The organism is Streptomyces niger, from assembly GCF_000718305.1.
GTDB classification, from domain to species: domain Bacteria; phylum Actinomycetota; class Actinomycetes; order Streptomycetales; family Streptomycetaceae; genus Streptomyces; species Streptomyces niger.
This window is the reverse complement of the sequence record NZ_JOFQ01000037.1, coordinates 22,439-45,821: the sequence shown is the minus strand read 5'-3', so window position 1 is coordinate 45,821 and position 23,383 is coordinate 22,439. Positions and strand designations below refer to the sequence as shown.

The following is a 23,383-nucleotide window of genomic DNA, read 5'->3' as shown; positions in this document are numbered from 1 at the left end:
GCAGGCTCCACACCTGATCGACGGCTGCCTAACCGGCACCGGCCTACCACTTGATCCGGTGTGACCCGCACCCGACAACCCTCCGGAAAGGTCAGTAGGTGCCGGCGTGCCCCGTCGCCCGCTCCAGGATGCGGGCGGCCACGGCGGGGGAATCCACCAGCGGGTGCAGCGCGAGGGCCCGTAGCGCCGCTTCGCGGTCCTTGAAGACGGCCGCCTCCACGGCCGCCCGCTCGACCGCCTTCAGCTGGAGCATCAGCCCCAACTGGTCCTCGCGCAGCGGAGCGCACGGCAGCGGCGTGGCGCCGCCCGCGCCCACCTCGCACACCGTCTCGATGATCGCCTCGGGGGCGAGCGCCGGGACGGTCCCACGGTTGCGCACGTTCAGGATCAGGCGCGCCCGCCGGTCGTTCGCGATCGCGTGCATCAGGGCCAGCGCCACCCGGTCGTACCCGCCGCCCTCCAGGTCGCAGCTGTCGCGCTGCCAGCCGCCGCTGGCCTCCCGGCTCTCGGCCATGTACGTCTCCTCGCGCTCCAGGCGCGTGCGCTCCCACAGCCCGTACGCATCCTCCGGGCGGTCCGCCGCCGCCTTGAAGAAGCCGCCCTGCTGCCGGTCGAGGAAGGCGCCGCGGGGCTCGTCGCTCTCCGCCACGGAGGCCAGCGTCTCGCGGCGGAAGTAGTAGTAGTGCAGGTACTCGTTGGGCAGCGCCCCGAGGGCGTGCAGCCACTCGGCCCCGAAGAGGCGACCCTCCTCGAACGACCCGAGTGCTTCGGGGTCGGCGAGCAGCCCCGGAAGCAGATCGCGGCCGTCGGCGGCGGTCAACGACCGGAGCCAGCCGAGGTGGTTGAGCCCCACGTAGTCGTACCGCACCGCGTCCGGATCGGCGCCCGCCGCGCGTGCGGCGCGCCGCACCAGGCCGACCGGCGAGTCGCAGATGCCGATGACCCGGTCGCCCAGCACCTCCGCCATCGCTTCGGTGACCATGCCCGCCGGGTTGGTGAAGTTGATGATCCAGGCGTCCGGCGCCAGCGCCGCGGCCCGCTCGGCGATGCGCAGCGCCACGGGGATCGTGCGCAGCCCGTAGAGCACGCCGCCCGCGCCCACCGTCTCCTGGCCGAGCACGCCTTCGGAGAGCGGGATCCGCTCGTCGGCGACGCGGCCCGCCGTACCGCCGACGCGGATCGCGGAGAACACGAAGTCCGCGCCGCGCAGGGCGTCGTCGAGGTCCGTCGCGAGCCGTACCGCCACCGGCTTCGCACGCCCCGCCGCCTGCTGCTCCAGGACGGCCGCGATCACCCGCAGCCGGTTCGGGTCGGTGTCGTACAGCGTCACCTCCGTCACGGCGCGCGTGGGGTCGTCGAGCAGCGCGCGGTGGACCAGCGGTACCCGGAAACCACCGCCACCGAGAATCGTGAGCCTCATGATCCGGAACGTACCGCACGAAAGGGCGCGGCGTACCGCGCGGAAGAACGCGACGTACCGCGCGAAAGGGCACGACGTACCGCACGAAAGGAAGCGCGCGAGGTGCCGCACGAATGCGCCGCGACGAACTGCACGAAGTCGTCCCCGAACCCGCCCGCCGTCGGTCGTGCGGCTCCGGTATCCGGCACACTGGCGTGACGTGCACGGACGAAAGGGGCAGGCAAGGTGAGCGCTCAAGACGGAGAACGGTTCGCTCCCACGAGTCCCGCGCCGGCGGTGCTCGATCCGCTCGCCGCCGTCCGCGGGCCACAGGACCCGACCACGGATGTCTACCTCACCGGCACGGTGTTCCTCGACATCATCTTCACCGGACTGGACTCGGCGCCCGTCCGCGGCACCGAGTCCTGGGCGCGCGGCATGGGTTCGAGCCCGGGCGGGGTCGCCAACATGGCCACGGCGCTGGCCCGGCTGGGCCTGCACACCTCGCTGGCGGCGGCCTTCGGGGACGACATGTACGGCGAGTACTGCTGGGACGCGCTGCGCCGGGGCGAAGGCATCGATCTGTCGATGTCGCGGAAGGTGCCCGGGTGGCACTCGCCGGTGACCGTCTCCATGGCGTACGAGGGCGAGCGCACGATGGTTTCGCACGGGCACGAGGCGCCGCCCCCGGAATCCGCGTTCGACGGCGAGCACGCGCCCGGCTGCCCGCCCGCCTCGCGCGCCTGCGTGGCCTCGCTGGTACCGGGGCGGCGGGAGGGCTGGCTGGGCTGCGCGGCCGGCCGCGGCGCCCGGATCTTCGCGGACGTGGGCTGGGACGACACCGGGCGCTGGGACCCGGCCGACCTCGCCGACCTCGAACACTGCGAGGCGTTCCTGCCCAACGCCGAAGAGGCGATGCGGTACACGCGTACGGACTCGCCGCAGGCGGCCGCCCGCAAGCTCGCCGACCTGGTGCCGGTCGCGGTGGTCACCATGGGCGCGCGGGGCGCCTGCGCGGTGGACGCGCGGACCGGCGAGAGCGCCGAGGTACCGGCGATCGCGGTGGAGGCGCTGGACCCGACGGGCGCCGGTGACGTCTTCGTGGCGGGTTTCGTGACGGGCACGCTCGCGGGGTGGCCGCTGGCCGACCGGCTGGCGTTCGCGGGGCTGACGGCGGCGCTGTCGGTGCAGGAGTTCGGCGGGTCGCTGTCCGCGCCGGGCTGGTCGGAGATCGCCACGTGGTGGCAGCAGGTCCGCGATCACCGCGCGGAGGCGCTGGAGGGGACGGCGAACGGCGCCTGCGGCGTCCTCCCGCTCCGCGAGCGGTACGCGTTCCTGGAGGGCGTCCTCCCGGCCGCCTACCGCCAGTGGCCCCTGGCCCGCGCCGTCCCCACGATCGGCTTCCGCCGCACGAGGTGACGCCACCGGTGGCCGGCCGGTGGCCGGCCGGCGGCCGCGGCCCGCGCCGGCCCCGGGCGGCCTCCTCCTGACCGCCATCGGTCCGCCCCTAAAAGTTCTCCGTCGATGTCGGTGCCGCGTCGTACCCTGGATGTGCTCAGGAGAGCCGCAGGCATCGCTACGTAGAAATGGGGATCAGCAGGCCACAGAGCCGGCCCATGACGCAGACACCCACCAATCAGCAGGCGCGCGCCCAGTTCACCGTCCCGCCCAAGCACCCCATGGTCACGGTCCTGGGGTCGGGGGACTCCTTGCTGCGCGTGATCGAGAACGCCTTTCCGGCGGCCGACATCCACGTCCGTGGCAACGAGGTCAGCGCGGTCGGAAACCCCGAGGACGTCGCGCTGATCCAGCGCCTGTTCGACGAGATGATGCTGGTGCTCCGCACCGGACAGCCGATGACGGAGGACGCAGTGGAGCGCTCGATCGCCATGCTGCGTTCGGCCGAGGACGGTGAGGGCGGGACGAGCGAGACCCCCGCAGAGGTGCTCACGCAGAACATCCTCTCCAACCGCGGTCGCACGATCCGCCCGAAGACGCTGAACCAGAAGCGGTACGTCGACGCCATCGACCAGCACACCGTCGTCTTCGGTATCGGCCCCGCCGGTACGGGCAAGACCTACCTCGCCATGGCCAAGGCGGTGCAGGCCCTGCAGTCCAAGCAGGTCAACCGCATCATCCTGACCCGGCCCGCGGTCGAGGCGGGCGAGCGCCTGGGCTTCCTGCCCGGCACGCTCTACGAGAAGATCGACCCGTATCTGCGCCCGCTCTACGACGCGCTGCACGACATGCTCGACCCCGACTCCATCCCGCGCCTGATGGCCGCCGGGACGATCGAGGTCGCGCCGCTGGCGTACATGCGCGGCCGGACGCTGAACGACGCGTTCATCATCCTGGACGAGGCGCAGAACACGAACCCCGAGCAGATGAAGATGTTCCTCACCCGGCTCGGCTTCGATTCGAAGATCGTGATCACGGGTGACGTGACGCAGATCGACCTGCCCGGCGGCACGAAGAGCGGCCTGCGTCAGGTCCAGGAGATCCTCGACGGCGTCGAGGACGTCCATTTCTCGCGCCTCACCAGCACCGACGTCGTCCGGCACAAGCTCGTGGGCCGTATTGTCGACGCGTACGAGCAGTACGACAGCCGCAACGGAAAGCACTGAGCAGAGCAACGATGGCAATCGACGTCAACAACGAGTCCGGTACGGACATCGACGAGCAGGCCGTCCTCGACGTCGCCCGCTACGCGCTCGCCCGGATGCGCATCCACCCGCTGTCCGAGCTGTCGGTCATCGTCGTCGATGCCGAGGCCATGGAGCAGCTCCACATCCAGTGGATGGACCTCCCGGGCCCGACCGACGTGATGTCCTTCCCGATGGACGAGCTGCGGCCGCCGGCCAAGGACGAGGAGGAGCCCCCGCAGGGGCTGCTCGGCGACATCGTCCTCTGCCCGGAGGTCGCCAAGAAGCAGGGCGAGGACGCGCCGACCGGGCACTCCATGGACGAGGAGCTCCAGCTGCTCACCGTCCACGGCGTCCTCCACCTCCTCGGGTACGACCACGAGGAGCCGGACGAGAAGGCCGAGATGTTCGGCCTGCAGGCGGCGATCGTCGACGGCTGGCGGGCCGAGCGGGGCATCGAGGGCCCGTCCCCGGCGCCCACCACCCGGTGACGCGGTGTCCGTCCAGCTGATCTCCGTCGCGGTCCTCCTCGTCGTGGTCGCCTGGCTCGCCGCCTGCGCGGAGGCGGGCCTCGCCCGTACGACCAGCTTCCGCGCCGAGGAGGCCGTCCGGTCCGGCCGGCGCGGCAGCGCGAAGCTTGCGGCTGTCGCCGCCGATCCGACGCGCTATCTCAACGTCGCGCTGCTGGTGCGCGTCGGCTGCGAGATGGCCGCCGCCGTGGTCGTCACCTTCTGGTGCGTGCGACGGTTCGACGAGACGTGGGAGGCGGTGACCGTCGCCATCGCGGTGATGGTGCTCGTCTCGTACGTCGCGGTCGGCGTCTCGCCGCGCACGATCGGGCGGCAGCACCCGCTGAACACGGCGACGGCCGCGGCGTACGTCCTGCTGCCGCTGGCCCGCGTCATGGGCCCGATCCCCCAGCTGCTCATCCTGCTGGGTAACGCCCTCACCCCCGGCAAGGGCTTCCGTAAGGGCCCGTTCGCCTCCGAGGCCGAGCTGCGCGCGATGGTCGACCTAGCGGAGCAGGAGTCGCTGATCGAGGACGAGGAGCGCCGCATGGTGCACTCCGTCTTCCAGCTCGGCGACACGCTCGTCAGGGAAGTCATGGTGCCGCGTACGGACCTGGTGTCCGTCGAGCGCTTCAAGACCATCCGGCAGGCGCTCACGCTCGCGCTGCGCTCCGGGTTCTCGCGGATCCCCGTCACGGGCGAGAGCGAGGACGACGTGGTGGGCGTGGTCTACGTGAAGGACCTCGCCCGCAAGGTGCACATCAGCCGCGACGCGGAGACGGAGCTCGTCTCGACGGCGATGCGCCCCGCGGTGTTCGTGCCGGACACGAAGAACGCCGGTGACCTGCTGCGGGAGATGCAGCGCGACCGCAACCACGTTGCGGTCGTCATCGACGAGTACGGGGGTACGGCCGGCATCGTCACCATCGAGGACATCCTTGAGGAGATCGTCGGCGAGATCACGGACGAGTACGACCGGGAGCTGCCGCCGGTGCAGGAGCTGGGCGACGGCCGGTACCGGGTCACTGCTCGGCTGGACATCGGTGATCTCGGTGAGCTGTACGGCCTGGAGCTGGACGACGAGGACGTCGAAACGGTCGGCGGGCTGCTCGCCAAGCGGCTGGGGCGCGTGCCGATCGCTGGGGCGCAGGCGGAGGTCGATCTGACGGGGGATGCGGTGGACTCGGCGTCCGGGTCTGCGTCTGCGTCCGCCTCTGCGTCTGCCTCTGCCTCCGCCCTCAAGGCGCTTCGCCTCACCGCGGAGGCGCCTTTGGCGTCACGGGGTCGGTCCTCCGCGGCAGGGGGTCCGGACTGCTTCGCTTTACGTCCGGACCCCCTACCGCTGCGGCCCGCCCCCTCCCGCCGGTGGTGGGTAGGAAAATAGGAAAAGCAGCCCCTGTGGCGGCGCCCCGGCTGTCAGGAAGCGCGCCGACGCAGGCCGAACCCCACCAGTACGGCCACTGTCAGCAGGATGAGCGCGTCGGCCGCCAGGCCCAGCCGGACCCCGGACAGGGTGGCCGTCGCGATGTCGGCTCCATCGGCGTGCGACGCGGCCACCCGTGCCGACGCCATCGCGCTCAACAGCGGTATCCCCACCGTCATGCCGATCTGCTGGGCGCTTGTCACCAGGGCCGTGGCCTGGCCCTGTTCCTCGTTGCGGAGGCCGGACGTGGCGGTGACGCCGTAGGAGACGATCACCCAGAGGTGGCCCAGGGACGCGATGGTCACGCCTGCCGTGGCCAGCCAGGCGGAAGCCGCGCCCGTGCCCAGGCCCAGGAGGGAGGCGGTCAGCGCGGCCTGCACGAGCAGGCCGGCCACCAGCACGGTTCGCGCGCTGAAGCGGCCGATCAGGCGCGGGGCCACGATGCCGGCGAGGGCGGAGACGACGCCCTGGACGCCGAAGATCAGGCCGGTACGGAACGGCGAGAGGTGCAGCACCTCCTGGAGGTACAGGGTCAGGAGGAAGACGACGGTCGTCATCATGGAGACGGTGGTGAGCCCGGCGAGGTTGCCGAACGCCACCGTCGGGCGGCGGAGCAAGGGCAGGGACACCAACGGTTCGGAAGAGCGCGCTTCGACCAGCACGAAGGCCACCAGGAGCGCCGCCCCGACCACCAGGCCGATCAGGACATCCGTGCGGGCGAAGCCGTCCGTCGCCGCGGTGGAGAGGGCGTAGATCAGGGCCAGGAGACCGCCGGTCACGGTGACCGCGCCGGGGACGTCGATCCGGGGGCGGTCCGGACGCCGGCTCTCGGTCAGGAGCGGAGGAGCGAGGGCGAGGATGCCCGCACCGGCCACGGCCAGCAGGCCCATCGTCGAGCGCCAGCCGAGGGAGTCGGTGAGGACGCCGCCGAGGAGCATGCCGACGGTGAAGCCCAGGGACAGCAGGGTGCCGCTGATGCCCAGGGCGCGCTCGCGCTGCGGGCCCTCGGCGAAGGTGGTGGTGAGCAGGGCCATGCCGGTCGGCACGATGACGGCAGCGCCCACGCCCTGCAGTGCGCGCCCGGCGAGGAACACGGCAGGCGATCCGGCCAGGGCCGTCAGGACGGAGGCCGCGGTGAAGAGCGCGAGGCCGGTGAGGAAGAGCCGGCGGCGGCCGTAGAGGTCGGCGATCCGGCCGGCGAGGAGCAGGAAGCCGCCGGAGGGAAGGGCGAAGGCGGTGACCGCCCACTGCAGGTCGGCCTGGACCATCCCCAGGTCCTTGCCGAGTACGGGCAGTGCGACGTTCAGGATCGAGAAGTCCAGGGCGATGATGAACTGCGCGGCGCAAAGGACGAGGAGGACGAGCCGGTCCCGGCCGGACATGCCGGTGGGCGGGGCGGGCGCGGATACGGCCTCGGGGGCCGGCGGTGCGGAGGTCTCGGTGGGCATGCACCGACCTTCTCCGTGCGGAATAACCCGTGGGGAGCGGCGACTTATCGTGGTGTTCGCACCACCAGCCAGGGATCAGGGGGAATGGCGTGTCGGACAAACCGCGGCGGCGCGACGAATTGCGTGAGTTCCTGCGGGCACGTCGAGCGCGGGTCAGCCCGGCCGAGGCGGGGCTGCCGGGCGGGGGGCGGCGGCGGACGCCGGGGCTGCGCCGTGAGGAGGTCGCGGTGCTCGCGGGGGTCGGCGCCTCCTGGTACCAGTGGCTGGAGCAGGGCCGCGACATCAGCGTCTCGCCGCAGGTGCTGGACGCCGTGGCGCGCGTGCTGAAACTGCGGGACGCGGAGCGGCGCCACCTGTACGTGCTGGCCGGGCTCAACCCGCCGCTGCCGCGCTCCGAGTACGACGGCGATCCCATCTGCGAGGGGCTCCAGCGGATGATCGACGCCTGGCTGCCGTTCCCGGCGCACATCATGGACCCGTACTGGAACACCGTCGCGTACAACGAGGCGTCGCGCCTGGTGATGGGCCACGGACAGCCCGGCGTCTCGCCGAACTGCGTGATCGCGTACTTCACCGACCCGGTCTACCGCTCCCGCGCGAAGAGCTGGGAGACGATCGCACCCCAGGTGGTCGCCCAGTACCGCGCCGCCTGCTCGGAACGCCCCGGCGACGAGGGCTACGCCGAGGTGGTGGAGCAGGCGTCGGCGGTCAGCGAGGATTTCAGGCGCCTGTGGGCACGGCAGGACATCACGGTGGGCGGCCAACTGCCGAAGGAGATGGACCACCCGCTGGTAGGCACCTTGCGCTGCAGTCCGGACCCCCTGCCGCGGAGGACCGACCCCGTGACGCCAAGCCCCGCGCAGCGGACTCCGCCCGCCGCAGGCGAAACGGCGCCGCACCCGGCAAAAATCAGACGCCCCCGGACCCCAGGGCCGCCCGTCGGTCACAGCCGAGCGCAGCGATAGGGTCGGCGGCATGAGCGCAAGCGAACAGCCGCTGAATGCCGAAGACCGCAAGATCATCACCCTGGCCCGGTCGGCCCGGGCCAGGAACGGTGTCGCCGAGGGTGCCGCCGTGCGGGACGAGACCGGGCGGACGTACGTCGCGGGCACCGTCTCCCTCGACTCCCTGAAGCTGACCGCCCTGCAGACCGCCGTCGCGATGGCCGTCGCCAGCGGCGCGCAGTCCCTGGAGGCCGCCGCCGTGGTCACCGAGGCGGCGACCGCGGCGGACGCGGACCGCGCAGCCGTGCGCGACCTGGGCGGCGCGGAGACGCCCGTACTGGTCGCGGGACCTGATGGGACCCTCCGCGAGACGGTCGAGGCGGGCTGACCACCGCGCCCACCGTCCACCGGCGCGGCACCCCGCCCGCAAGCCGCACCGGTCCGGTCGATCCGACCGGACCGGCCCGGTGGTCGGTGTCATGCCCGCGATCGGGGAGAATGGGCGCCATGAGCGTTCGTACAGACTCCTCCGCCCCGTACCGCGCCGGCTTCGCGTGCTTCGTCGGCCGCCCGAACGCGGGCAAGTCCACCCTGACGAACGCTCTCGTCGGCAAGAAGGTGGCCATCACCTCGAACCGGCCGCAGACCACCCGGCACACCGTCCGCGGCATCGTGCACCGGCCGGACGCGCAGCTGGTGCTGGTCGACACTCCCGGGCTGCACAAGCCGCGCACGCTGCTGGGCGAGCGGCTGAACGACGTCGTGCGGACGACGTGGGCCGAGGTCGACGTGATCGGCTTCTGCCTGCCCGCCGACCAGAAGCTCGGGCCGGGTGACCGGTTCATCGCGGGTGAGCTGGCCGGGATCAAGAAGACCCCGAAGGTCGCCATCGTGACCAAGACCGACCTGGTGGACTCCAAGACGCTGGCCGAGCAGCTGCTCGCCGTCGACAGGCTCGGGCAGGAGCTCGGGATCGAGTGGGCCGAGATCATTCCGGTCTCCGCGGTGGGCGACAGCCAGGTGGGGCTGCTCGCCGATCTGCTCGCGCCGATGCTGCCCGAGAGCCCGCCGCTGTACCCGGAGGGCGACCTCACCGACGAGCCCGAGCAGGTCATGGTCGCCGAGCTGATCCGTGAGGCGGCGCTGGAGGGCGTACGCGACGAGCTGCCGCACTCGATCGCGGTGGTGGTGGAGGAGATGCTGCCGCGCGAGGACCGGCCGGCCGACAAGCCGATGCTGGACGTGCACGCGATCGTGTACATCGAGCGGCCCAGCCAGAAGGGCATCATCATCGGCCCCAAGGGCAAGCGCCTCAAGGAGGTCGGGATGAAGTCGCGCAAGCACATCGAGGCGCTGCTCGGCACGCCCGTCTACCTGGACCTGCACGTGAAGGTCGCCAAGGACTGGCAGCGCGACCCGAAGCAGCTGCGCAAGCTCGGCTTCTGAGGCGCGTCGAAGCACGCCACGGTTGAGGCGCGTCGAAGCACGTCACGCCTGCGGGACGTCGCACCACGCCTCGCCCGGGACGCCTCAGGCCACGCTCCGGATGCGCCGTACGAAGAGCGCGCCGGCCAGGCCGACCACCGCGGCCGTCACGTACAGCGCCGGGTAGCCGCCCAGGTGGCGGACCACCGGCGCGGCCAGCGCGGGGGCGATGACCTGCGGCAGCGAGTTGGCGATGTTGATGATGCCGAGGTCCTTGCCGCGGTCCGCCGCGGTCGGCAGGACGTCGGTCATGAGGGCGAAGTCGACCGAGGTGAAGACGCCGAAGCCGATGCCCAGCAGCGCGGCCGCCGCCAGCGCGCCCGGCCACGTCTGCCAGCCGGCGAGCAGCGCGGTGGCCGCCGTCATCAGCACCCCCGCCCACAGGACGAACGGCTTGCGGCGGCCGATCCGGTCCGACCAGTGGCCGGCGACCACGACCGTCGCGAGCAGCAGGGCGCCGTTGACCGCGGTGAGGATCAGTACGCCGCGCTCCGGGGCCGGGTGGTGCAGCGCGTCGCGCAGGTAGTAGAGCAGGTAGAGCAGTACGAGCGAGTTGCCGAGGTTGATCAGGAACCGGGTCAGCCAGGCCCAGGCCAGGTCCGGGTGGCGGCGCGGGCTCAGCCGGAAGCCGTGCAGGAACGCGCGCCAGGAGAAGGGCGGGCGGCGGTCGGCGGGCAGTACCGCGTCGCGGTGCAGCAGGACGTACGGGAGCGGCGCGAGGAGCGTGAACGCGGCGCAGGCGAGGTAGCCCGCGGTGATCCCGCCGGCGGCGGTCGCGAGGCCGGTACCGGCGAGGACGCCGAGGATCTGGGCGACGCCCAGCCAGCCGCCGACCGCGCCGCGCTGCCGGCGCGGCACCCGGTCCGGCACCGCGGCGGTCAGCGCGGCGAACGCGGCGCTCAGCGCGAGCTGCACCAGGCCCCAGCCCAGCAGCATGACGGGCCAGGTGCCGGCCGCCGACAGCAGGGCCAGGCCGGCTGCGCCCCCGGTGACGCCGCTCACGATCCAGGGCCGCCGGCGGCCGAAGCGGGCGGCCGTACGGTCCGAGACCGCACCGAAGAGGGGCGTGGCGACCAGGGCGACGGCGGCGCCCGCGCCCGTCACCCAGGCCAGTACCGATTCCTTGGCGGTGCCCGGCGGTGCCAGCTCGGCGGCCTGGAGGGCCAGCAGGATCTGCAGCGGGCCGAACCAGCCGACCCACAGCGCGCCGTTCGCGAGGGAGAGGGCGGCCGTCCAGCCGCCACCGACCCGTTCGACGGGCTCGGCCAGGGCGTGCGCGGCCGTCGCCGGGCCCGCCGACGGTCTCACCGCTGGGCCCGCAGTGCGTCCCGCAGCCAGTGGAAGGACGCCTTCGGGGTACGGGTCAGGGTTTCGTGGTCGACGTGGACCAGGCCGAAGCGCTGCGCGTAGCCCTCCGCCCATTCGAAGTTGTCGAGCAGCGACCAGACGAAGTAGCCGCGGACGTCGACCCCGGCGGCCATGGCGTCGTGCAGGGCCCGCAGGTGGGCGTCCAGGAACGCGATCCGTTCGGGGTCCTCGACGCCGTCGTACGAGCAGCCGTTCTCGGTGATCACGATCGGCGGGAGGGCCGCGCCGTAGCGGTCGCGGAAGGCGGTGAGCAGCTCGGTCAGGGCCTCGGGGACGACCGGCCAGCCGAAGGCGGTGCGGGGGCGGCCGGTGATCTCGCGCGGCGCGAAGGGCAGCTCGGGCGGGAGGGGGATGCCCCCGAAGTCGGTGGTGGGAGTCGCCGGGTCCGGTGCTCCCACGCGGGTCGGTTGGTAGTAGTTGACGCCGTACCAGTCCAGGGGCTGGGAGATCAGCTTCAGGTCGTCCGCGACGGGTCCGGGGAGCAGGGCGGCCAGCTCCTCGTCGGGGTAGCGGCCGAGCAGCAGGGGGTCGGCGAAGAGGCGGTTGAGGAGGAGGTCGTAGAGGTCGGCCGCGTCCTGGTCGGCCGGTGTCTCCGAGGCCGGCCAGGTGGGGCCGTGGGAGTTGGCGATGCCGACGCTGTCCGCGCCGCGGGCCCGGAGCGCCTGGAGCGCGAGGCCGTGGCCGAGGAGCTGGTGGTGGGCCGCGGGCAGCGCGTCGAAGAGCAGCTGCCGGCCCGGTGCGTGCACGCCCAGGCCGTAGCCGAGGAGGGTGACCTCGGCCGGTTCGTTCAGCGTGATCCAGCGCGGTACGCGGTCCCCGAGGCGGGCCGCGACCACGTCGGCGTACGCGGCGAAGGCGTGCGCGGTGTCCCGTACGAGCCAGCCGCCCGCCTCTTCCAGCGGCTGCGGGGTGTCCCAGTGGTAGAGGGTGGGGAGCGGCTGCACCCCGGCGGCCAGCAGCTCGTCGACCAGCCGGTCGTAGAAGTCCAGGCCCGCGGCGTTGACCCGGCCCGTGCCGTCGGGGAGGACGCGCGGCCAGGAGACCGAGAAGCGGTAGGCGCCGGCGCCCAGCTCGGCGAGCAGGGCCACGTCCTCGCGGTAGCGGTGGTAGTGGTCGGTGGCGACGGCGGAGTCGGTGCCGTCCTTCACCCGGCCCGGCACGGCCGTGAACGCGTCCCAGGCCGAGCGGCCGCGCCCGTCCTCGTCGACCGCCCCCTCGATCTGCTGTGCCGAGGTGGACACGCCCCACAGGAAGTCCGCGGGGAAGCGGGGGAGCGGGCCGGGCGACGAGTGCGGGGGCGGCAGCGTCATGACCGGGATCTTCTTGACCCTTCAGTAACAAGTCAAGGGGGCCGTGACGTGTCAGGGGTGCGGGCGGAGCCGCCGGTCCGCACCCCTGGCACGCGCCGTCATGCGCCTTCTTTGAGGACCTGGGTGATGAGCTTGCGCTGGGGATCGGTCAGCCGGGGGTCGGCGCAGTACACCGTCCGGTCGCCGATGGTGATCTGGTACGTGAAGCCGTCCGGCACTCCCACCGGCGGCTCACTGCGGCCCTCGGCCAGGGCCCGCTCGGCCAGGTCGTCCCAACGCGCGGCATCGGCCCTGCCGGCGGTGTCGATCTCGGCGTACTTCTCGATGCCGGCGAAACCGCCGGTGCGCCTCACCTGAATCCGCATGACGGCAGCCTTCTCCTCGGGGTGCCCCGGGTCAATGACTCCGGTTGCCCGGGTCAATGCCCCTGGTTGTTGGTGACGCCCACCTGGGACCAGGCCTTGACCAGCGCCTCGTGCTCCTCACCGTGGTCGCCGTAGCGCCCCTTGGCCGCGTCGATCGTCAACTTGGCGAAATCCGCGAACTGGGCGTCCTTGGCGAGCTCGCCGCCGGTCAGCACGTCGTACCAGAGCTGCCCCGCGCGTTCCCAGGCGTTGCCGCCGAGCGACACCGCCGCGAGGTAGAAGGCGTGGTTGGGGATGCCGGAGTTGATGTGCACCCCGCCGTTGTCCTGCGAGGTGGTCACGTACCCGTCCATCGTGGCGGGTTGCGGGTCCTTGCCGAGGACGTCGTCGTCGTACGCGGTGCCCGGCGCCTTCATGGAGCGCAGCGCCGTGCCCTTGTCGACGTCCGGGCCGAGGAGCCCGTCACCGATGAGCCAGTCCGCCTGGTCGGCGGTCTGCTTCAGGGAGTACTGCTTGATCAGCGAGCCGAAGACGTCCGAGATGGACTCGTTGAGCGCGCCGGACTGGCCGAGGTACTCCAGGTTGGCGGTGTACTGCGTGACACCGTGGGTCAGCTCGTGGCCGATCACGTCCAGGGCGGTGGTGAAGTCCCGGAACAGCTCGCCGTCGCCGTCCCCGAAGACCATGCGCTCGCCGTCCCAGAAGGCGTTGTCGTAGTCCTTGCCGTAGTGGACGCTGGCGTCCAGCGGCAGGCCGGCGCCGTCGATGGAGTGCCGGCCGTACGCCTTGTAGTACAGCTCGAAGGTGGCGCCGAGGCCCGCGAAGGCGCGGTTCACCGAGGCGTCGGAACCGGCCTCGTCGGTCTCGTCCCGGACCTTCTTGCCGGGCAGGGTCTCCTTGTGTTCCGCGTCGTAGATGGTGCGTTGCGGCTTGTCGCTGCCGGCCCGGGCGGTGGCCGGCGCGGACATGCCGCGGACGGTGGTGAGGCGGCGGCGGGTGCGCTGCAGGGCGTCGTGCTCCAGGGTCCGGCGGGCTCGGCCGGAGATCGTGGAGCTCTGCGCACGGGAGAGGTGGTCGAGGATGTGCGGGGGGACGATCCCGCAGAACGGATGGCTCATGTTCGAGGAAGTGGCGTCCATGCGGCGAGCGTGGCACCGCGTGTGTGCCATGTCACTCCCTGCTGCCGAGATTCCCTGGAATGTGTGCTTGCTCGCCAAAAGGCCACAACGGATCTTCTGTCCCGCATACTGATACGGGACGTCCATTCGCTTTCGGTCTCGGCTAAGGTGCTGAGCATCATGCGTTTCGGGCTGCTTCTTCTTAGCTGCCGCGGCGAGGGCCTGTAGTCGTAGGCCGACCCCCTCCCCGCGGAGTTCGGTGTTGCGGTTTCCCAAGCCCGTCGGCCGTCCCTCATGGACCTACGAGGAGCCCTACGCATCATGTCGAAGTCCGAGAACGCCATCGGTCGCCCGACCCCCATCACCGCCGCCACCGTCCAGCAGAAGCCGTCCGGCATGCCGGTGCACAAGTACGGCGAGTACGAAGCGGTGAACATTCCTGACCGCACGTGGCCGGACCAGCGCATCACCAAGGCTCCGCGCTGGCTGTCGACCGACCTGCGCGACGGCAACCAGGCGCTGATCGACCCGATGTCGCCGGCCCGCAAGCGCGAGATGTTCGACCTGCTGGTCAAGATGGGCTACAAGGAGATCGAGGTCGGTTTCCCCTCCTCCGGTGAGACCGACTTCAATTTCGTACGCTCCATCATCGAAGAGGGCGCGATTCCCGAGGACGTGACGATCTCCGTCCTGACGCAGGCCCGCGAAGAGCTGATCGAGAAGACCGTCGAGTCGCTGCGCGGTGCCCACCGCGCGACGGTGCACCTGTACAACGCCACCGCGCCCACCTTCCGCCGGGTCGTCTTCCGCGGCTCCAAGGAAGAGGTCAAGCAGATCGCCGTGGACGGCACCCGGCTGGTCATGGAGTACGCCGAGAAGATCCTGGGCGACGAGACGATCTTCGGCTACCAGTACAGCCCCGAGATCTTCACCGACACCGAGCTGGACTTCGCCCTGGAGGTCTGCGAGGCGGTCATGGACGTCTGGCAGCCCGAGGAGGGCCGCGAGATCATCCTGAACCTGCCCGCCACGGTCGAGCGCTCCACGCCGTCCACCCACGCGGACCGCTTCGAGTGGATGTCCCGCAACCTGTCCCGCCGCGAGTACGTCTGCCTGTCCACCCACCCGCACAACGACCGCGGCACCGCCGTCGCCGCCGCCGAGCTGGCGGTCATGGCCGGCGCCGACCGCGTCGAGGGCTGCCTGTTCGGCCAGGGCGAGCGCACCGGCAACGTCGACCTGGTCACCCTGGGCATGAACCTGTTCAGCCAGGGCGTCGACCCGATGATCGACTTCTCGCAGATCGACGAGATCCGCCGCACCTCCGAGTACTGCAACCAGATGGAGATCCACCCGCGCCACCCCTACGCGGGCGATCTGGTCTACACCGCCTTCTCCGGCTCCCACCAGGACGCCATCAAGAAGGGCTTCGACGCCCGGGAGGCCGAAGCGGCCGCCGCGGGCAAGAGCGCGGACGAGTTCGAGTGGGCGGTCCCGTACCTGCCCATCGACCCCATGGACGTCGGCCGCTCCTACGAGGCCGTCATCCGCGTCAACTCCCAGTCCGGCAAGGGCGGCATCTCCTACGTCCTGAAGAACGACCACAAGCTGGACCTGCCCCGCCGCATGCAGATCGAGTTCTCCCGGACCATCCAGGAGAAGACCGACTCCGAGGGCGGCGAGGTCACCCCGGCGGACATCTGGTCCACCTTCCAGGACGAGTACCTGCCCACCCCCGAGAACCCCTGGGGCCGCATCTCGCTGCGCTCCGCGCAGACCTCCACGACCACCGAGGGCACGGACGCGCTGACCGTCGAGGCCGTCGTGGACGGCGAGGACACGGTGCTGACCGGCAGCGGCAACGGCCCGCTGGCCGCGTTCTTCGATGCGCTGCACGCCATCGACGTCGACGTCCGTCTGCTGGACTACGTCGAGCACACGATGAGCGAGGGCGCCGGAGCGCAGGCGGCCGCGTACATCGAATGCGCCATCGGCGACAAGGTTCTGTGGGGCGTAGGCATCGACGCGAACATCGTCCGCGCCTCGATCAAGGCCGTCGTCTCCGCCGTCAACCGCGCGAGCCGCTGACACTCGTACGGGTAAGTCCGATAAACCCGCTGGCCGGGTCCCGGACCGTACCGAAGGGCCGGTTTACCGGCCCGTGGTGAGGCCGCACGGAAGGCCCCGCCGCTCCCGAAACGGAGGGGCGGGGCCTTCCGCATCTCCCGGTACGACATGCTGACGCGACGCGTTGTATGTGGCTAACATCACGTCAGCGCGGCAGCGTTGCCGCGCTGGGCACAGCCCGTGCCCGTCAGGGCTTCGGGGGCGTTACGGAGGTTCGACGTGATGCACAAGCTGGGTCTGGTGGGCGTGCGCACGTCATGGCGCACGATCGCCGACGGCGAGTTCTTCTGTCCCGAGTGCGGTGGCGACCGTAACTACCGCCGCCGCACGGGCAAGCGCCGACTGGCCCTGCTCGGCGTCCCCGTCCTCCCGCGCGGCGAGGTGGGCCCCGTCCTGGAGTGCTCCTCCTGCGGCAGCCACTTCGGCCTCGACGCCCTGGACCACCCGACCACCACCCGCTTCTCCGCGATGCTCCGCGACGCCGTGCACACGATCGCGCTCGCGGTCCTGGCGGCGGGCGGCACGTCCGCGCGCCCGGTCCGCGAACAGGCGGTCTCCGTCGTACGGTCCTCCGGCTTCACCGAGTGCACGGAGGAGCAGCTGCTCTCCCTGCTCGCCGCACTCGCCGCGGACACGGGCCGGCTCCCCGGCACGTACCACGACGGCCGCGACGGGCTCGACCCCTGCGGTACCGCTCTCGCGATAGAGCTCCATGAGGCGCTGGAGCCGCTCGCCCCGCATCTTGCCCCTGCGGGGCGGGAATCCCTGCTGCTCCAGGGCGCACGCATCGCGCTGGCGGACGGCCCCTACACGGGCCCGGAACGCGAGGTCCTCACGACGGTGGGCGGTGCGCTGTCGCTGGACGAGGCCGACACGGAGCGGCTGCTCGCCGCGGCGCGTACGCCGTCCTGAGGCTTACGCCTTGAGGGTCGCGAGGAACGCCGCCCACGCGTCGGCGGAGAAGATGACTGCGGGGCCGTCGGGGTTCTTGCTGTCCCGGACGGGGACGACGGGACCGAGGTTGTCGGCGACCTCGATGCAGTTGTCGCTGGCACCGCTGCTGTATGAGCTCTTGCGCCACTGGGCGGTGCTCAAGTCATGCTCGCGCATTGTCTCCAGTCCTCCGCCGCCGACTCGATGAGGGCCAGGGACGCCTCCGGCGACAGTGCGACGGCCCTGAGCAGATCGTAAGTCCGGTTGGCGCGCTTCACCATGGCCGGGTCGTCCAGCAAGTTGCCCGTAAGCAGGCCCTCTGTATAGGCAGTTGGCGGAGCGTCCTCGAACTCCATGAGTCGCAGTGGCTTGCCCATGCCGGAATGCGCCCCTGCTGCGAAGGGGAGCACCTGCAGCACCACACGCTGCCTCCGGAGCGTGTCGGCGATGTGGTCCAGCTGCTCGGCCATGACGAGCGGGCCGCCGACCGGGATACGAGTTGCCACCTCATGCAGGATCGCCCAGTACTGAGGGGTGCGCGGGTCCTGGAGGATGCGCGCCCGCTCCAGTCGCGCGACGACCCGCTCCTCGACGGCCTCGCGTGGCTCGGCAGGGCTGTCGGCCAACATGATTGCTCGCGCGTAGGCGGCCGTCTGCAGAAGGCCGGGCACGAAAGTGGGCTCGAAGTCGCAGATTTCGGTGGCGAGGGCCTCCAGTTCGGCCGCGGGCGCGAAGTACGTCTCGTAAGGCGAGCCGTTAATCAACTTCTCGCACATGCGGGCGAAAAAGCCGTCCGTCTGTAGGGTTTCGTCGATCCTTTCCGCTACATCCAGCTGCGGCTTTCGGATCGCCTGTTCGAACTGGCCGATGTAGCCGCCGGATACGAATACCCGCCTGCCCAGCTCGTCCTGGGTGAAGCCCGCGGCCTCCCGGCGTCGCTTCAGTTCCGCGCCGAAGAATTCCCAGGCTGCCTGTCGTGGGCCGCCATGGCGCCCCTTGCCGGTCATGGCCATGGCCTAACCCCCTCGCCCTGCCGCGCAGTTGTAGCGCGCGCACCGCTGCCGATTTTAGGTCGGCGCCCGCACGCTAAGGGGGTGAACAGCGAAAGTCTCCCGGAGGGAAATGGCGTGGCGGGAAAGTGGGACAGGCGGTCGGCGGTGGAAAGTATCGAGGAGGCAGAGGCGGCGGTGCGGGAATTGCGGGAAGCGCTCACGCGGGCCGGTGTCGTACTGCCTTCACTCCGCCTCGACCTCATTTCGTGCGCGTACGAGACGCCTCGGCCGCTGGTCGAATTCGGGCGCTGCACGGTCGGTACGGCACGGAAGTTGACCGCCGTGCTGCAGGAACGAGAGAAGAAAGCGAGCGAGGAACGATGAGCGGCGCCGCGGTGGGTTCGTACGTCGTGGACACCCGGACGGGCAGGGTGGGACTGGTGATGGGCAGCGAGGGGCCGTACCTCCAGCTGCGGCCCGTGGGCGGCGGGCGGGAGTGGGACTGCGATCCCGAGGCGGTGCGGGACGCCACCGCCTCGGAGCGACTGAGCGCGGCCACGGCATACGTGAACGCCCGCAGCCGGGGCGAGGTGGGCTGAGGGGCAGCCGGAGAGGCGCCTCAGGTCTCCAGATCGATTATCCGGACCGGCTGGCCCGTGGTGCGGGCGATGGTGTCGAAGTCGCGGTCGTAGTGAAGCAGGGTGAGGTCCGACTGCTCGGCGACCGCGGCCACCAGGAGATCGATGGGGCCGGCGCTGCGGTGCTCACCCTTGGCGGTGAGCTTCTCCTGCACGACGCGCGCGCGTCGGTAGATGCCTTCCGGGAGCGGGCACCAGGTGTAGTGAGTTCTGATCTCGCGCTGCAGCGTCTCGCGGTCTGCGGACGACCGGGCTGAATAGCAAACTTCCAGCTCCGTGTAGTCGCAGATTGCGACGAGGCCGGCGCTGATCTTGGCGTCCCACTCGGCTGCTGCCTTGCCGAGTAGGACACGGGCCAGCGCCGAGGTGTCGATGAGGTAGTCGGCGACGTTCAACTACGCGCTCCTGCGTGATTCGGTTGGTTCGTCATCCCGCAGGCTGCCCCGGTACTTGCGCTTGTCCAGAAGGATGTCGATGTCCACGCCGCCCTCGGCGACGAGCTTGCGGGCGTTCTCAAGCGACCGCAACCGTCGGTAACGGTCGGTCACTTCGCGCAACGCTGCGTTGACCGTATCGCGCTTCGTGGTCGTCCCGAGCTCCTTCGCGGCGGCCTCCAGCGCCTCGTCGTCGACGTCGATGACTGTGCGGCTCATGGGTGCTCCTTCGGTTTGGCGGAAGAGGTGTATATACCATGGCGCTCTCCAGTATATATAACGGGGTGCGCGACAATGGCGCCATGAGTCTGTTCCGTGATGACGGTGTCGTGCTGCGTACCCAGAAGCTGGGCGAGGCGGACCGGATCATCACGCTGCTGACCCGCGGGCACGGCCGGGTGCGGGCCGTGGCCCGCGGCGTGCGGCGGACGAAGTCGAAGTTCGGGGCGCGGCTGGAGCCGTTCTCCCATGTGGACGTGCAGTTCTTCGCGCGGGGCGGCGGCGACCTGATCGGGCGCGGGCTGCCGCTGTGCACGCAGAGCGAGACGATCGCCGCGTACGGCGGCGGCATCGTCCGGGACTACGACCGGTACACCGCGGGGACCGCGATGCTGGAGACGGCGGAGCGGTTCACCGATCACGAGGGCGAGCCGGCGGTGCAGCAGTACCTCCTCCTCGTGGGCGGGCTGCGGACGCTCGCCAACGGGGAGCACACGCCGCATCTCGTGCTCGACGCCTTTCTGCTGCGGTCGCTCGCCGTGAACGGCTACGCACCCAGTTTTGACGACTGCGCACGGTGCGGAATGCCCGGTCCGAACCGGTTCTTCTCGGTCGGCGCGGGCGGAGTGATATGCGGGGAGTGCCGTGTGCCCGGCAGCGTCGTACCCTCCTCTGAGTCGATCGCGCTGCTCAGCGCGTTGCTGACGGGGGACTGGCGGACGGCGGACGCGGCCGAGGCCAGGCACGTCCGGGAGGGCAGCGGGCTGGTCGCGGCGTATCTGCAGTGGCACCTGGAGCGGGGACTGCGCTCGCTCCGCTACGTAGAGAAGTAACCATCCGAGAGCTGAACCCGAAGCTCCCCGAGAGCTGAACCGAGAGCTAGGAGACGTGGCACGCATGGCACGACGTGGGATTCTGGGCCGTTCGCGGCGGGAGTACCAGGCGCCGGAGCCGCACCCGTCCGGTGCGCGGCCGCCGAAGATCCCCGGTGAGCTGGTTCCCGAGCACGTGGCCATCGTGATGGACGGCAACGGGCGCTGGGCCAAGGAGCGCGGGCTGCCGCGCACCGAGGGGCACAAGGTCGGCGCCGAGCAGGTGCTGGACGTGCTGCAGGGCGCCATCGAGATGGGCGTGAAGGCCATCTCGCTGTACGCCTTCTCCACCGAGAACTGGAAGCGGTCGCCCGACGAGGTGCGCTTCCTGATGAACTTCAACCGGGATTTCATCCGTAAGACCCGGGACCAGCTGGACGCGCTCGGGATCCGGGTGCGCTGGGTGGGGCGGATGCCCAAGCTGTGGAAGTCGGTGGCCAAGGAGCTCCAGGTCGCGCAGGAGCAGACGAAGGACAACGACGGCCTCACGCTGTACTTCTGCATGAACTACGGCGGGCGCGCGGAGATCGCGGACGCGGCGCAGGCGATGGCCGAGGACGTGAAGGCGGGCCGCCTCGACCCGTCGAAGGTCAGCGAGAAGACCTTCGCGAAGTACATGTACTACCCGGACATGCCGGACGTGGACATGTTCCTGCGGCCCTCGGGCGAGCAGCGCACCTCGAACTACCTGATCTGGCAGAGCGCGTACGCCGAGATGGTCTTCCAGGACGTGCTGTGGCCGGACTTCGACCGGCGGAACCTGTGGGACGCGTGCATGGAGTACGCCAAGCGGGACCGGCGCTTCGGCGGCGCGCTGCCGAACGAGGTCGCGGCTCCGGCGCGGGACGGCGCCCCGCAGCAGGGCTGAGCGGACGCAGAAGGGCCCGGGAGTCGCCGCTGCGATTTCCCGGGCCCTTCGCGCGTTTCGGCGTCCCTCAGGACGCCCCTGCGGCCTTCGCGCAGTCGCCGCACGTGCCGAAGATCTCGATCGTGTGCCCGACGTCACGGAAGCCGTGCTCCGCCGCGATCTGATCGGCCCACCGCTCCACCGCGGGGCCCTCGACCTCCACGGCCTTGCCGCAGGAGCGGCAGACCAGGTGGTGATGGTGGTCGTCGGTGCTGCACCGGCGGTAGACGGCCTCGCCCTCGCTGGTGCGCAACACGTCCACCTCGCCGGCGTCGGCCAGCGACTGGAGCGTGCGGTAGACCGTGGTGAGCCCCACCGAGTCGCCCCGGTGCTTGAGCATGTCGTGCAGTTCCTGCGCGCTGCGGAACTCGTCGACCTCGTCGAGAGCCGCGGCCACGGCGGCTCGCTGCCGTGTCGACCGGCCGCGCACCGGAGATCCCGCGCTCGTCGCCACCGTTGCCTCCCTTAGGCGTAGAACATCCCCCTGCGGAACGTCCGGCCATTGTGCCAGGTGATGACCGGAAGCCGGGTGGGACGCTTACACGCCCGCCGGCTAGACCCGCACGCCGACGTCGTCGGCGGGAGTCCGCGCCCCCGGCACCTCCAGGGTGCACCCCTGATCGTCCCGCACGGCCGCCCGCGCGCGCCTTTTCGCCAGCGGCGCGGCGATCAGCGAGAAGACGGCGAACACCGCGATGGCCAGCAGCACGATGCTCGCACCCGGCGGCACGTCCACGTAGAACGACACGGCCGTACCGGAGAGGGTGACGATCACACCGATCGCCACCGAGATGGCGAGGGTCGCGGCGAAGCCGCGGGTGGCCTGCTGGGCGGCCGCGACGGGCACCACCAGCAGGGCGCTCACCAGCAGCAGGCCGACGGCGCGCATGGCGACGGTGACGGTGACCGCGGCGGTGACCGCGAGGAGGAGGTTCAGGACGCGGACCGGCAGGCCGGTGACGCGCGCGAACTCCTCGTCCTGGCAGATCGCGAAGAGCTGGCGGCGCAGCCCGAGCGTGATCACCAGGACGAAGGCGGCCAGGATCGCGGTGACCGTGACGTCCTCGGGGGAGACGCTGGTGATGGAGCCGAAGAGGTAGCTCGTGAGGTTCGCGGTGGAGCCGCCCGGGGCGAGGTTGATGATCAGTACGCCGCCGGCCATGCCGCCGTAGAAGAGCATGGCGAGTGCGATGTCGCCGCGGGTCTTGCCGTACGAGCGGACCAGCTCCATGATCACCGCGCCGATCGTGGCGACCAGGACGGCCATCCATACGGGCGAGGTGTTGAGCAGGACGCCGAGCGCGACGCCGGTCAGCGCGACGTGGCCGATGCCGTCGCCCATGATCGCCTGGCGGCGCTGCACGAGATAGATGCCGACGGCGGGCGCGGTGATGCCGACCAGTGCGGCGGCGATCAGCGCCCGCTGCATGAAGGCGTAGGTGAGGATGTCCATCTCAGGTCAGCAGTCCTGTCCGGACGGGCTCGTTCGCCGCGTCCGCATGGGGGTGTACGTGGTCGTGGCCGGGCAGCGCGTGCTGGCCGACGGCCTCGGGCGGGGGCCCGTCGTGGACGACGCAGCCGTCCCGCAGCACCACGGCACGGTCGATGAGCGGCTCCAGGGGACCGAGCTCGTGGAGGACGAGGAGGACCGTGGCGCCGGCTTCGACCTGGGCGCGCAGCGTGCGCGCCAGCACCTCCTGGCTGGCGAGGTCCACGCCGGCCATCGGCTCGTCCATGATCAGCAGCTCGGGCTCGGCGACCAGCGCGCGGGCTATGAGCACGCGCTGGTGCTGGCCGCCGGAGAGCGCGCCGACCGAGTCCTTGGCGCGGTCGGCCATCCCGACCTGCTCCAGCGCGTCCATGACGGCCGCGCGGTCGGCCTTCCCCGGCCACTTCAGCTTCGTACGGGCCAGCCGGCCCGCCGCCACGACCTCGCGGACCGTGGCGGGCACCCCGCCGGCCGCGGTGGTGCGCTGCGGTACGTACCCGATGCGCGCCCAGTCCTTGAAGCGGCGCGCGGGCGTACCGAACAGCTCCAGCTCTCCGGCACTGAGCGGCACCTGGCCGACCACGGCGCGCACGGCCGTGGACTTGCCGGAGCCGTTGGCGCCGAGCAGCGCGACGACCTCGCCGCGCCGCACGGTCAGGTCGATGCCGCGCAGCACGGCGCGTGCACCCAGCGCGGCGTTCGCGCCGCGCAGCGAGACGACGGCCGGCGCCTCGCCCGGACCGCGGTCCGTACCGCTCATG

Annotated in this window: 25 protein-coding genes; 12 read left to right on the top strand and 13 right to left on the bottom strand. The window is 71.1% G+C overall.

What is annotated here, in order from left to right:
- Positions 1-91: 91 nt before the first annotated feature.
- Positions 92-1,420 (bottom strand): family 4 glycosyl hydrolase, encoded by a 1,329-nt coding sequence (locus IF20_RS35695; RefSeq protein WP_052869612.1) that lies wholly within the window; start codon positions 1,418-1,420, stop codon positions 92-94.
- A 225-nt stretch (positions 1,421-1,645) separates the two neighbouring features.
- Here IF20_RS35695 and IF20_RS35690 point away from each other — a divergent pair, with 225 nt between their 5' ends.
- The 4 genes from IF20_RS35690 to IF20_RS35675 all read left to right on the top strand — a co-directional run bounded on the left by IF20_RS35690 (position 1,646) and on the right by IF20_RS35675 (position 5,934).
- Positions 1,646-2,818, top strand: a complete 1,173-nt coding sequence (locus tag IF20_RS35690; RefSeq protein WP_052869608.1) for a carbohydrate kinase family protein — start codon at positions 1,646-1,648, stop codon at positions 2,816-2,818.
- A gap of 197 nt (positions 2,819-3,015) precedes the next feature.
- Complete coding sequence (locus IF20_RS35685; protein WP_052869607.1) at positions 3,016-4,023, top strand: PhoH family protein; 1,008 nt, start codon at positions 3,016-3,018, stop codon at positions 4,021-4,023.
- A gap of 11 nt (positions 4,024-4,034) precedes the next feature.
- The gene (ybeY, locus tag IF20_RS35680) at positions 4,035-4,532 is read left to right on the top strand and encodes an rRNA maturation RNase YbeY (RefSeq protein WP_052869606.1); all 498 of its coding nucleotides are present in this window, start codon (positions 4,035-4,037) and stop codon (positions 4,530-4,532) included.
- Between the two features lie 4 nt (positions 4,533-4,536).
- Positions 4,537-5,934 (top strand): hemolysin family protein, encoded by a 1,398-nt coding sequence (locus IF20_RS35675; RefSeq protein WP_234426981.1) that lies wholly within the window; start codon positions 4,537-4,539, stop codon positions 5,932-5,934.
- Between the two features lie 32 nt (positions 5,935-5,966).
- Here the strand turns inward: IF20_RS35675 and IF20_RS35670 are convergent, their stop codons facing one another.
- The gene (locus tag IF20_RS35670; RefSeq protein WP_052869605.1) at positions 5,967-7,421 is read right to left on the bottom strand and encodes an MFS transporter; all 1,455 of its coding nucleotides are present in this window, start codon (positions 7,419-7,421) and stop codon (positions 5,967-5,969) included.
- 89 nt (positions 7,422-7,510) lie between these two features.
- Here IF20_RS35670 and IF20_RS35665 point away from each other — a divergent pair, with 89 nt between their 5' ends.
- From IF20_RS35665 to era, 3 genes are all read left to right on the top strand, one after another.
- Positions 7,511-8,386 carry a helix-turn-helix transcriptional regulator gene (locus IF20_RS35665; protein WP_234426980.1) on the top strand — a complete coding sequence of 292 codons (876 nt, stop codon included), beginning with the start codon at positions 7,511-7,513 and terminating at the stop codon, positions 8,384-8,386.
- A gap of 10 nt (positions 8,387-8,396) precedes the next feature.
- Positions 8,397-8,753 carry a cytidine deaminase gene (locus IF20_RS35660; protein ID WP_052869604.1) on the top strand — a complete coding sequence of 119 codons (357 nt, stop codon included), beginning with the start codon at positions 8,397-8,399 and terminating at the stop codon, positions 8,751-8,753.
- A 119-nt stretch (positions 8,754-8,872) separates the two neighbouring features.
- A complete protein-coding gene (era, locus tag IF20_RS35655; protein WP_052869611.1) occupies positions 8,873-9,811 on the top strand; it encodes a GTPase Era in 939 nt (312 codons plus the stop codon).
- Between the two features lie 84 nt (positions 9,812-9,895).
- Here era and IF20_RS35650 read toward each other — a convergent pair whose 3' ends face one another.
- The 4 genes from IF20_RS35650 to IF20_RS35635 form a co-directional block, all read right to left on the bottom strand.
- On the bottom strand, positions 9,896-11,158 hold the full coding sequence (locus tag IF20_RS35650) for an MFS transporter (protein WP_052869603.1): 1,263 nt from the start codon (positions 11,156-11,158) through the stop codon (positions 9,896-9,898).
- Entirely contained in the window at positions 11,155-12,528 is a 1,374-nt protein-coding gene (locus IF20_RS35645; RefSeq protein ID WP_052869602.1) for a GH1 family beta-glucosidase, read from the bottom strand. The genes IF20_RS35650 and IF20_RS35645 overlap by 4 nt, the downstream gene beginning before the upstream one ends.
- 98 nt (positions 12,529-12,626) lie before the next feature.
- Positions 12,627-12,893, bottom strand: a complete 267-nt coding sequence (locus IF20_RS35640; RefSeq protein WP_052869601.1) for a protealysin inhibitor emfourin — start codon at positions 12,891-12,893, stop codon at positions 12,627-12,629.
- 53 nt (positions 12,894-12,946) lie between these two features.
- A complete protein-coding gene (locus IF20_RS35635; RefSeq protein ID WP_110944865.1) occupies positions 12,947-14,032 on the bottom strand; it encodes a M4 family metallopeptidase in 1,086 nt (361 codons plus the stop codon).
- A gap of 300 nt (positions 14,033-14,332) precedes the next feature.
- On the opposite strand from IF20_RS35635, the gene leuA reads away from it, so the two are divergent.
- On the top strand, positions 14,333-16,099 hold the full coding sequence (leuA, locus tag IF20_RS35630) for a 2-isopropylmalate synthase (protein ID WP_052869600.1): 1,767 nt from the start codon (positions 14,333-14,335) through the stop codon (positions 16,097-16,099).
- Between the two features lie 261 nt (positions 16,100-16,360).
- On the top strand, positions 16,361-17,050 hold the full coding sequence (locus IF20_RS35625; RefSeq protein ID WP_052869599.1) for a TerB family tellurite resistance protein: 690 nt from the start codon (positions 16,361-16,363) through the stop codon (positions 17,048-17,050).
- Positions 17,051-17,053: 3 nt separating this feature from the next.
- Here IF20_RS35625 and IF20_RS35620 read toward each other — a convergent pair whose 3' ends face one another.
- Both IF20_RS35620 and IF20_RS35615 read right to left on the bottom strand, forming a co-directional pair.
- On the bottom strand, positions 17,054-17,248 hold the full coding sequence (locus IF20_RS35620) for a DUF397 domain-containing protein (RefSeq protein WP_052869598.1): 195 nt from the start codon (positions 17,246-17,248) through the stop codon (positions 17,054-17,056).
- Positions 17,230-18,084, bottom strand: a complete 855-nt coding sequence (locus IF20_RS35615; RefSeq protein ID WP_234426979.1) for a helix-turn-helix domain-containing protein — start codon at positions 18,082-18,084, stop codon at positions 17,230-17,232. The genes IF20_RS35620 and IF20_RS35615 overlap by 19 nt, the downstream gene beginning before the upstream one ends.
- 359 nt (positions 18,085-18,443) lie before the next feature.
- Between IF20_RS35615 and IF20_RS35605 the strand changes: the two genes are divergently transcribed.
- Entirely contained in the window at positions 18,444-18,662 is a 219-nt protein-coding gene (locus IF20_RS35605; protein WP_052869596.1) for a hypothetical protein, read from the top strand.
- A 20-nt stretch (positions 18,663-18,682) separates the two neighbouring features.
- On the opposite strand, the gene IF20_RS35600 is transcribed toward IF20_RS35605, so the two are convergent.
- Together IF20_RS35600 and IF20_RS35595 are read right to left on the bottom strand one after the other, a co-directional pair.
- Positions 18,683-19,096: a PIN domain nuclease gene (locus IF20_RS35600; RefSeq protein ID WP_052869595.1), complete on the bottom strand. Its 414-nt coding sequence runs from the start codon at positions 19,094-19,096 to the stop codon at positions 18,683-18,685.
- On the bottom strand, positions 19,097-19,354 hold the full coding sequence (locus IF20_RS35595) for a type II toxin-antitoxin system VapB family antitoxin (RefSeq protein WP_052869594.1): 258 nt from the start codon (positions 19,352-19,354) through the stop codon (positions 19,097-19,099).
- Between the two features lie 83 nt (positions 19,355-19,437).
- Between IF20_RS35595 and recO the strand changes: the two genes are divergently transcribed.
- Both recO and IF20_RS35585 read left to right on the top strand, forming a co-directional pair.
- Positions 19,438-20,187, top strand: a complete 750-nt coding sequence (recO, locus tag IF20_RS35590; protein WP_052869593.1) for a DNA repair protein RecO — start codon at positions 19,438-19,440, stop codon at positions 20,185-20,187.
- A 64-nt stretch (positions 20,188-20,251) separates the two neighbouring features.
- Positions 20,252-21,094, top strand: a complete 843-nt coding sequence (locus IF20_RS35585; RefSeq protein ID WP_052869592.1) for an isoprenyl transferase — start codon at positions 20,252-20,254, stop codon at positions 21,092-21,094.
- Positions 21,095-21,161: 67 nt separating this feature from the next.
- Here the strand turns inward: IF20_RS35585 and IF20_RS35580 are convergent, their stop codons facing one another.
- The 3 genes from IF20_RS35580 to IF20_RS35570 form a co-directional block, all read right to left on the bottom strand.
- Positions 21,162-21,587: a Fur family transcriptional regulator gene (locus IF20_RS35580; RefSeq protein WP_110944864.1), complete on the bottom strand. Its 426-nt coding sequence runs from the start codon at positions 21,585-21,587 to the stop codon at positions 21,162-21,164.
- A gap of 99 nt (positions 21,588-21,686) precedes the next feature.
- A complete protein-coding gene (locus tag IF20_RS35575; protein ID WP_052869590.1) occupies positions 21,687-22,586 on the bottom strand; it encodes a metal ABC transporter permease in 900 nt (299 codons plus the stop codon).
- 1 nt (position 22,587) lies between these two features.
- A complete protein-coding gene (locus IF20_RS35570) occupies positions 22,588-23,382 on the bottom strand; it encodes a metal ABC transporter ATP-binding protein (RefSeq protein WP_052869589.1) in 795 nt (264 codons plus the stop codon).
- Position 23,383 lies beyond the last annotated feature (1 nt).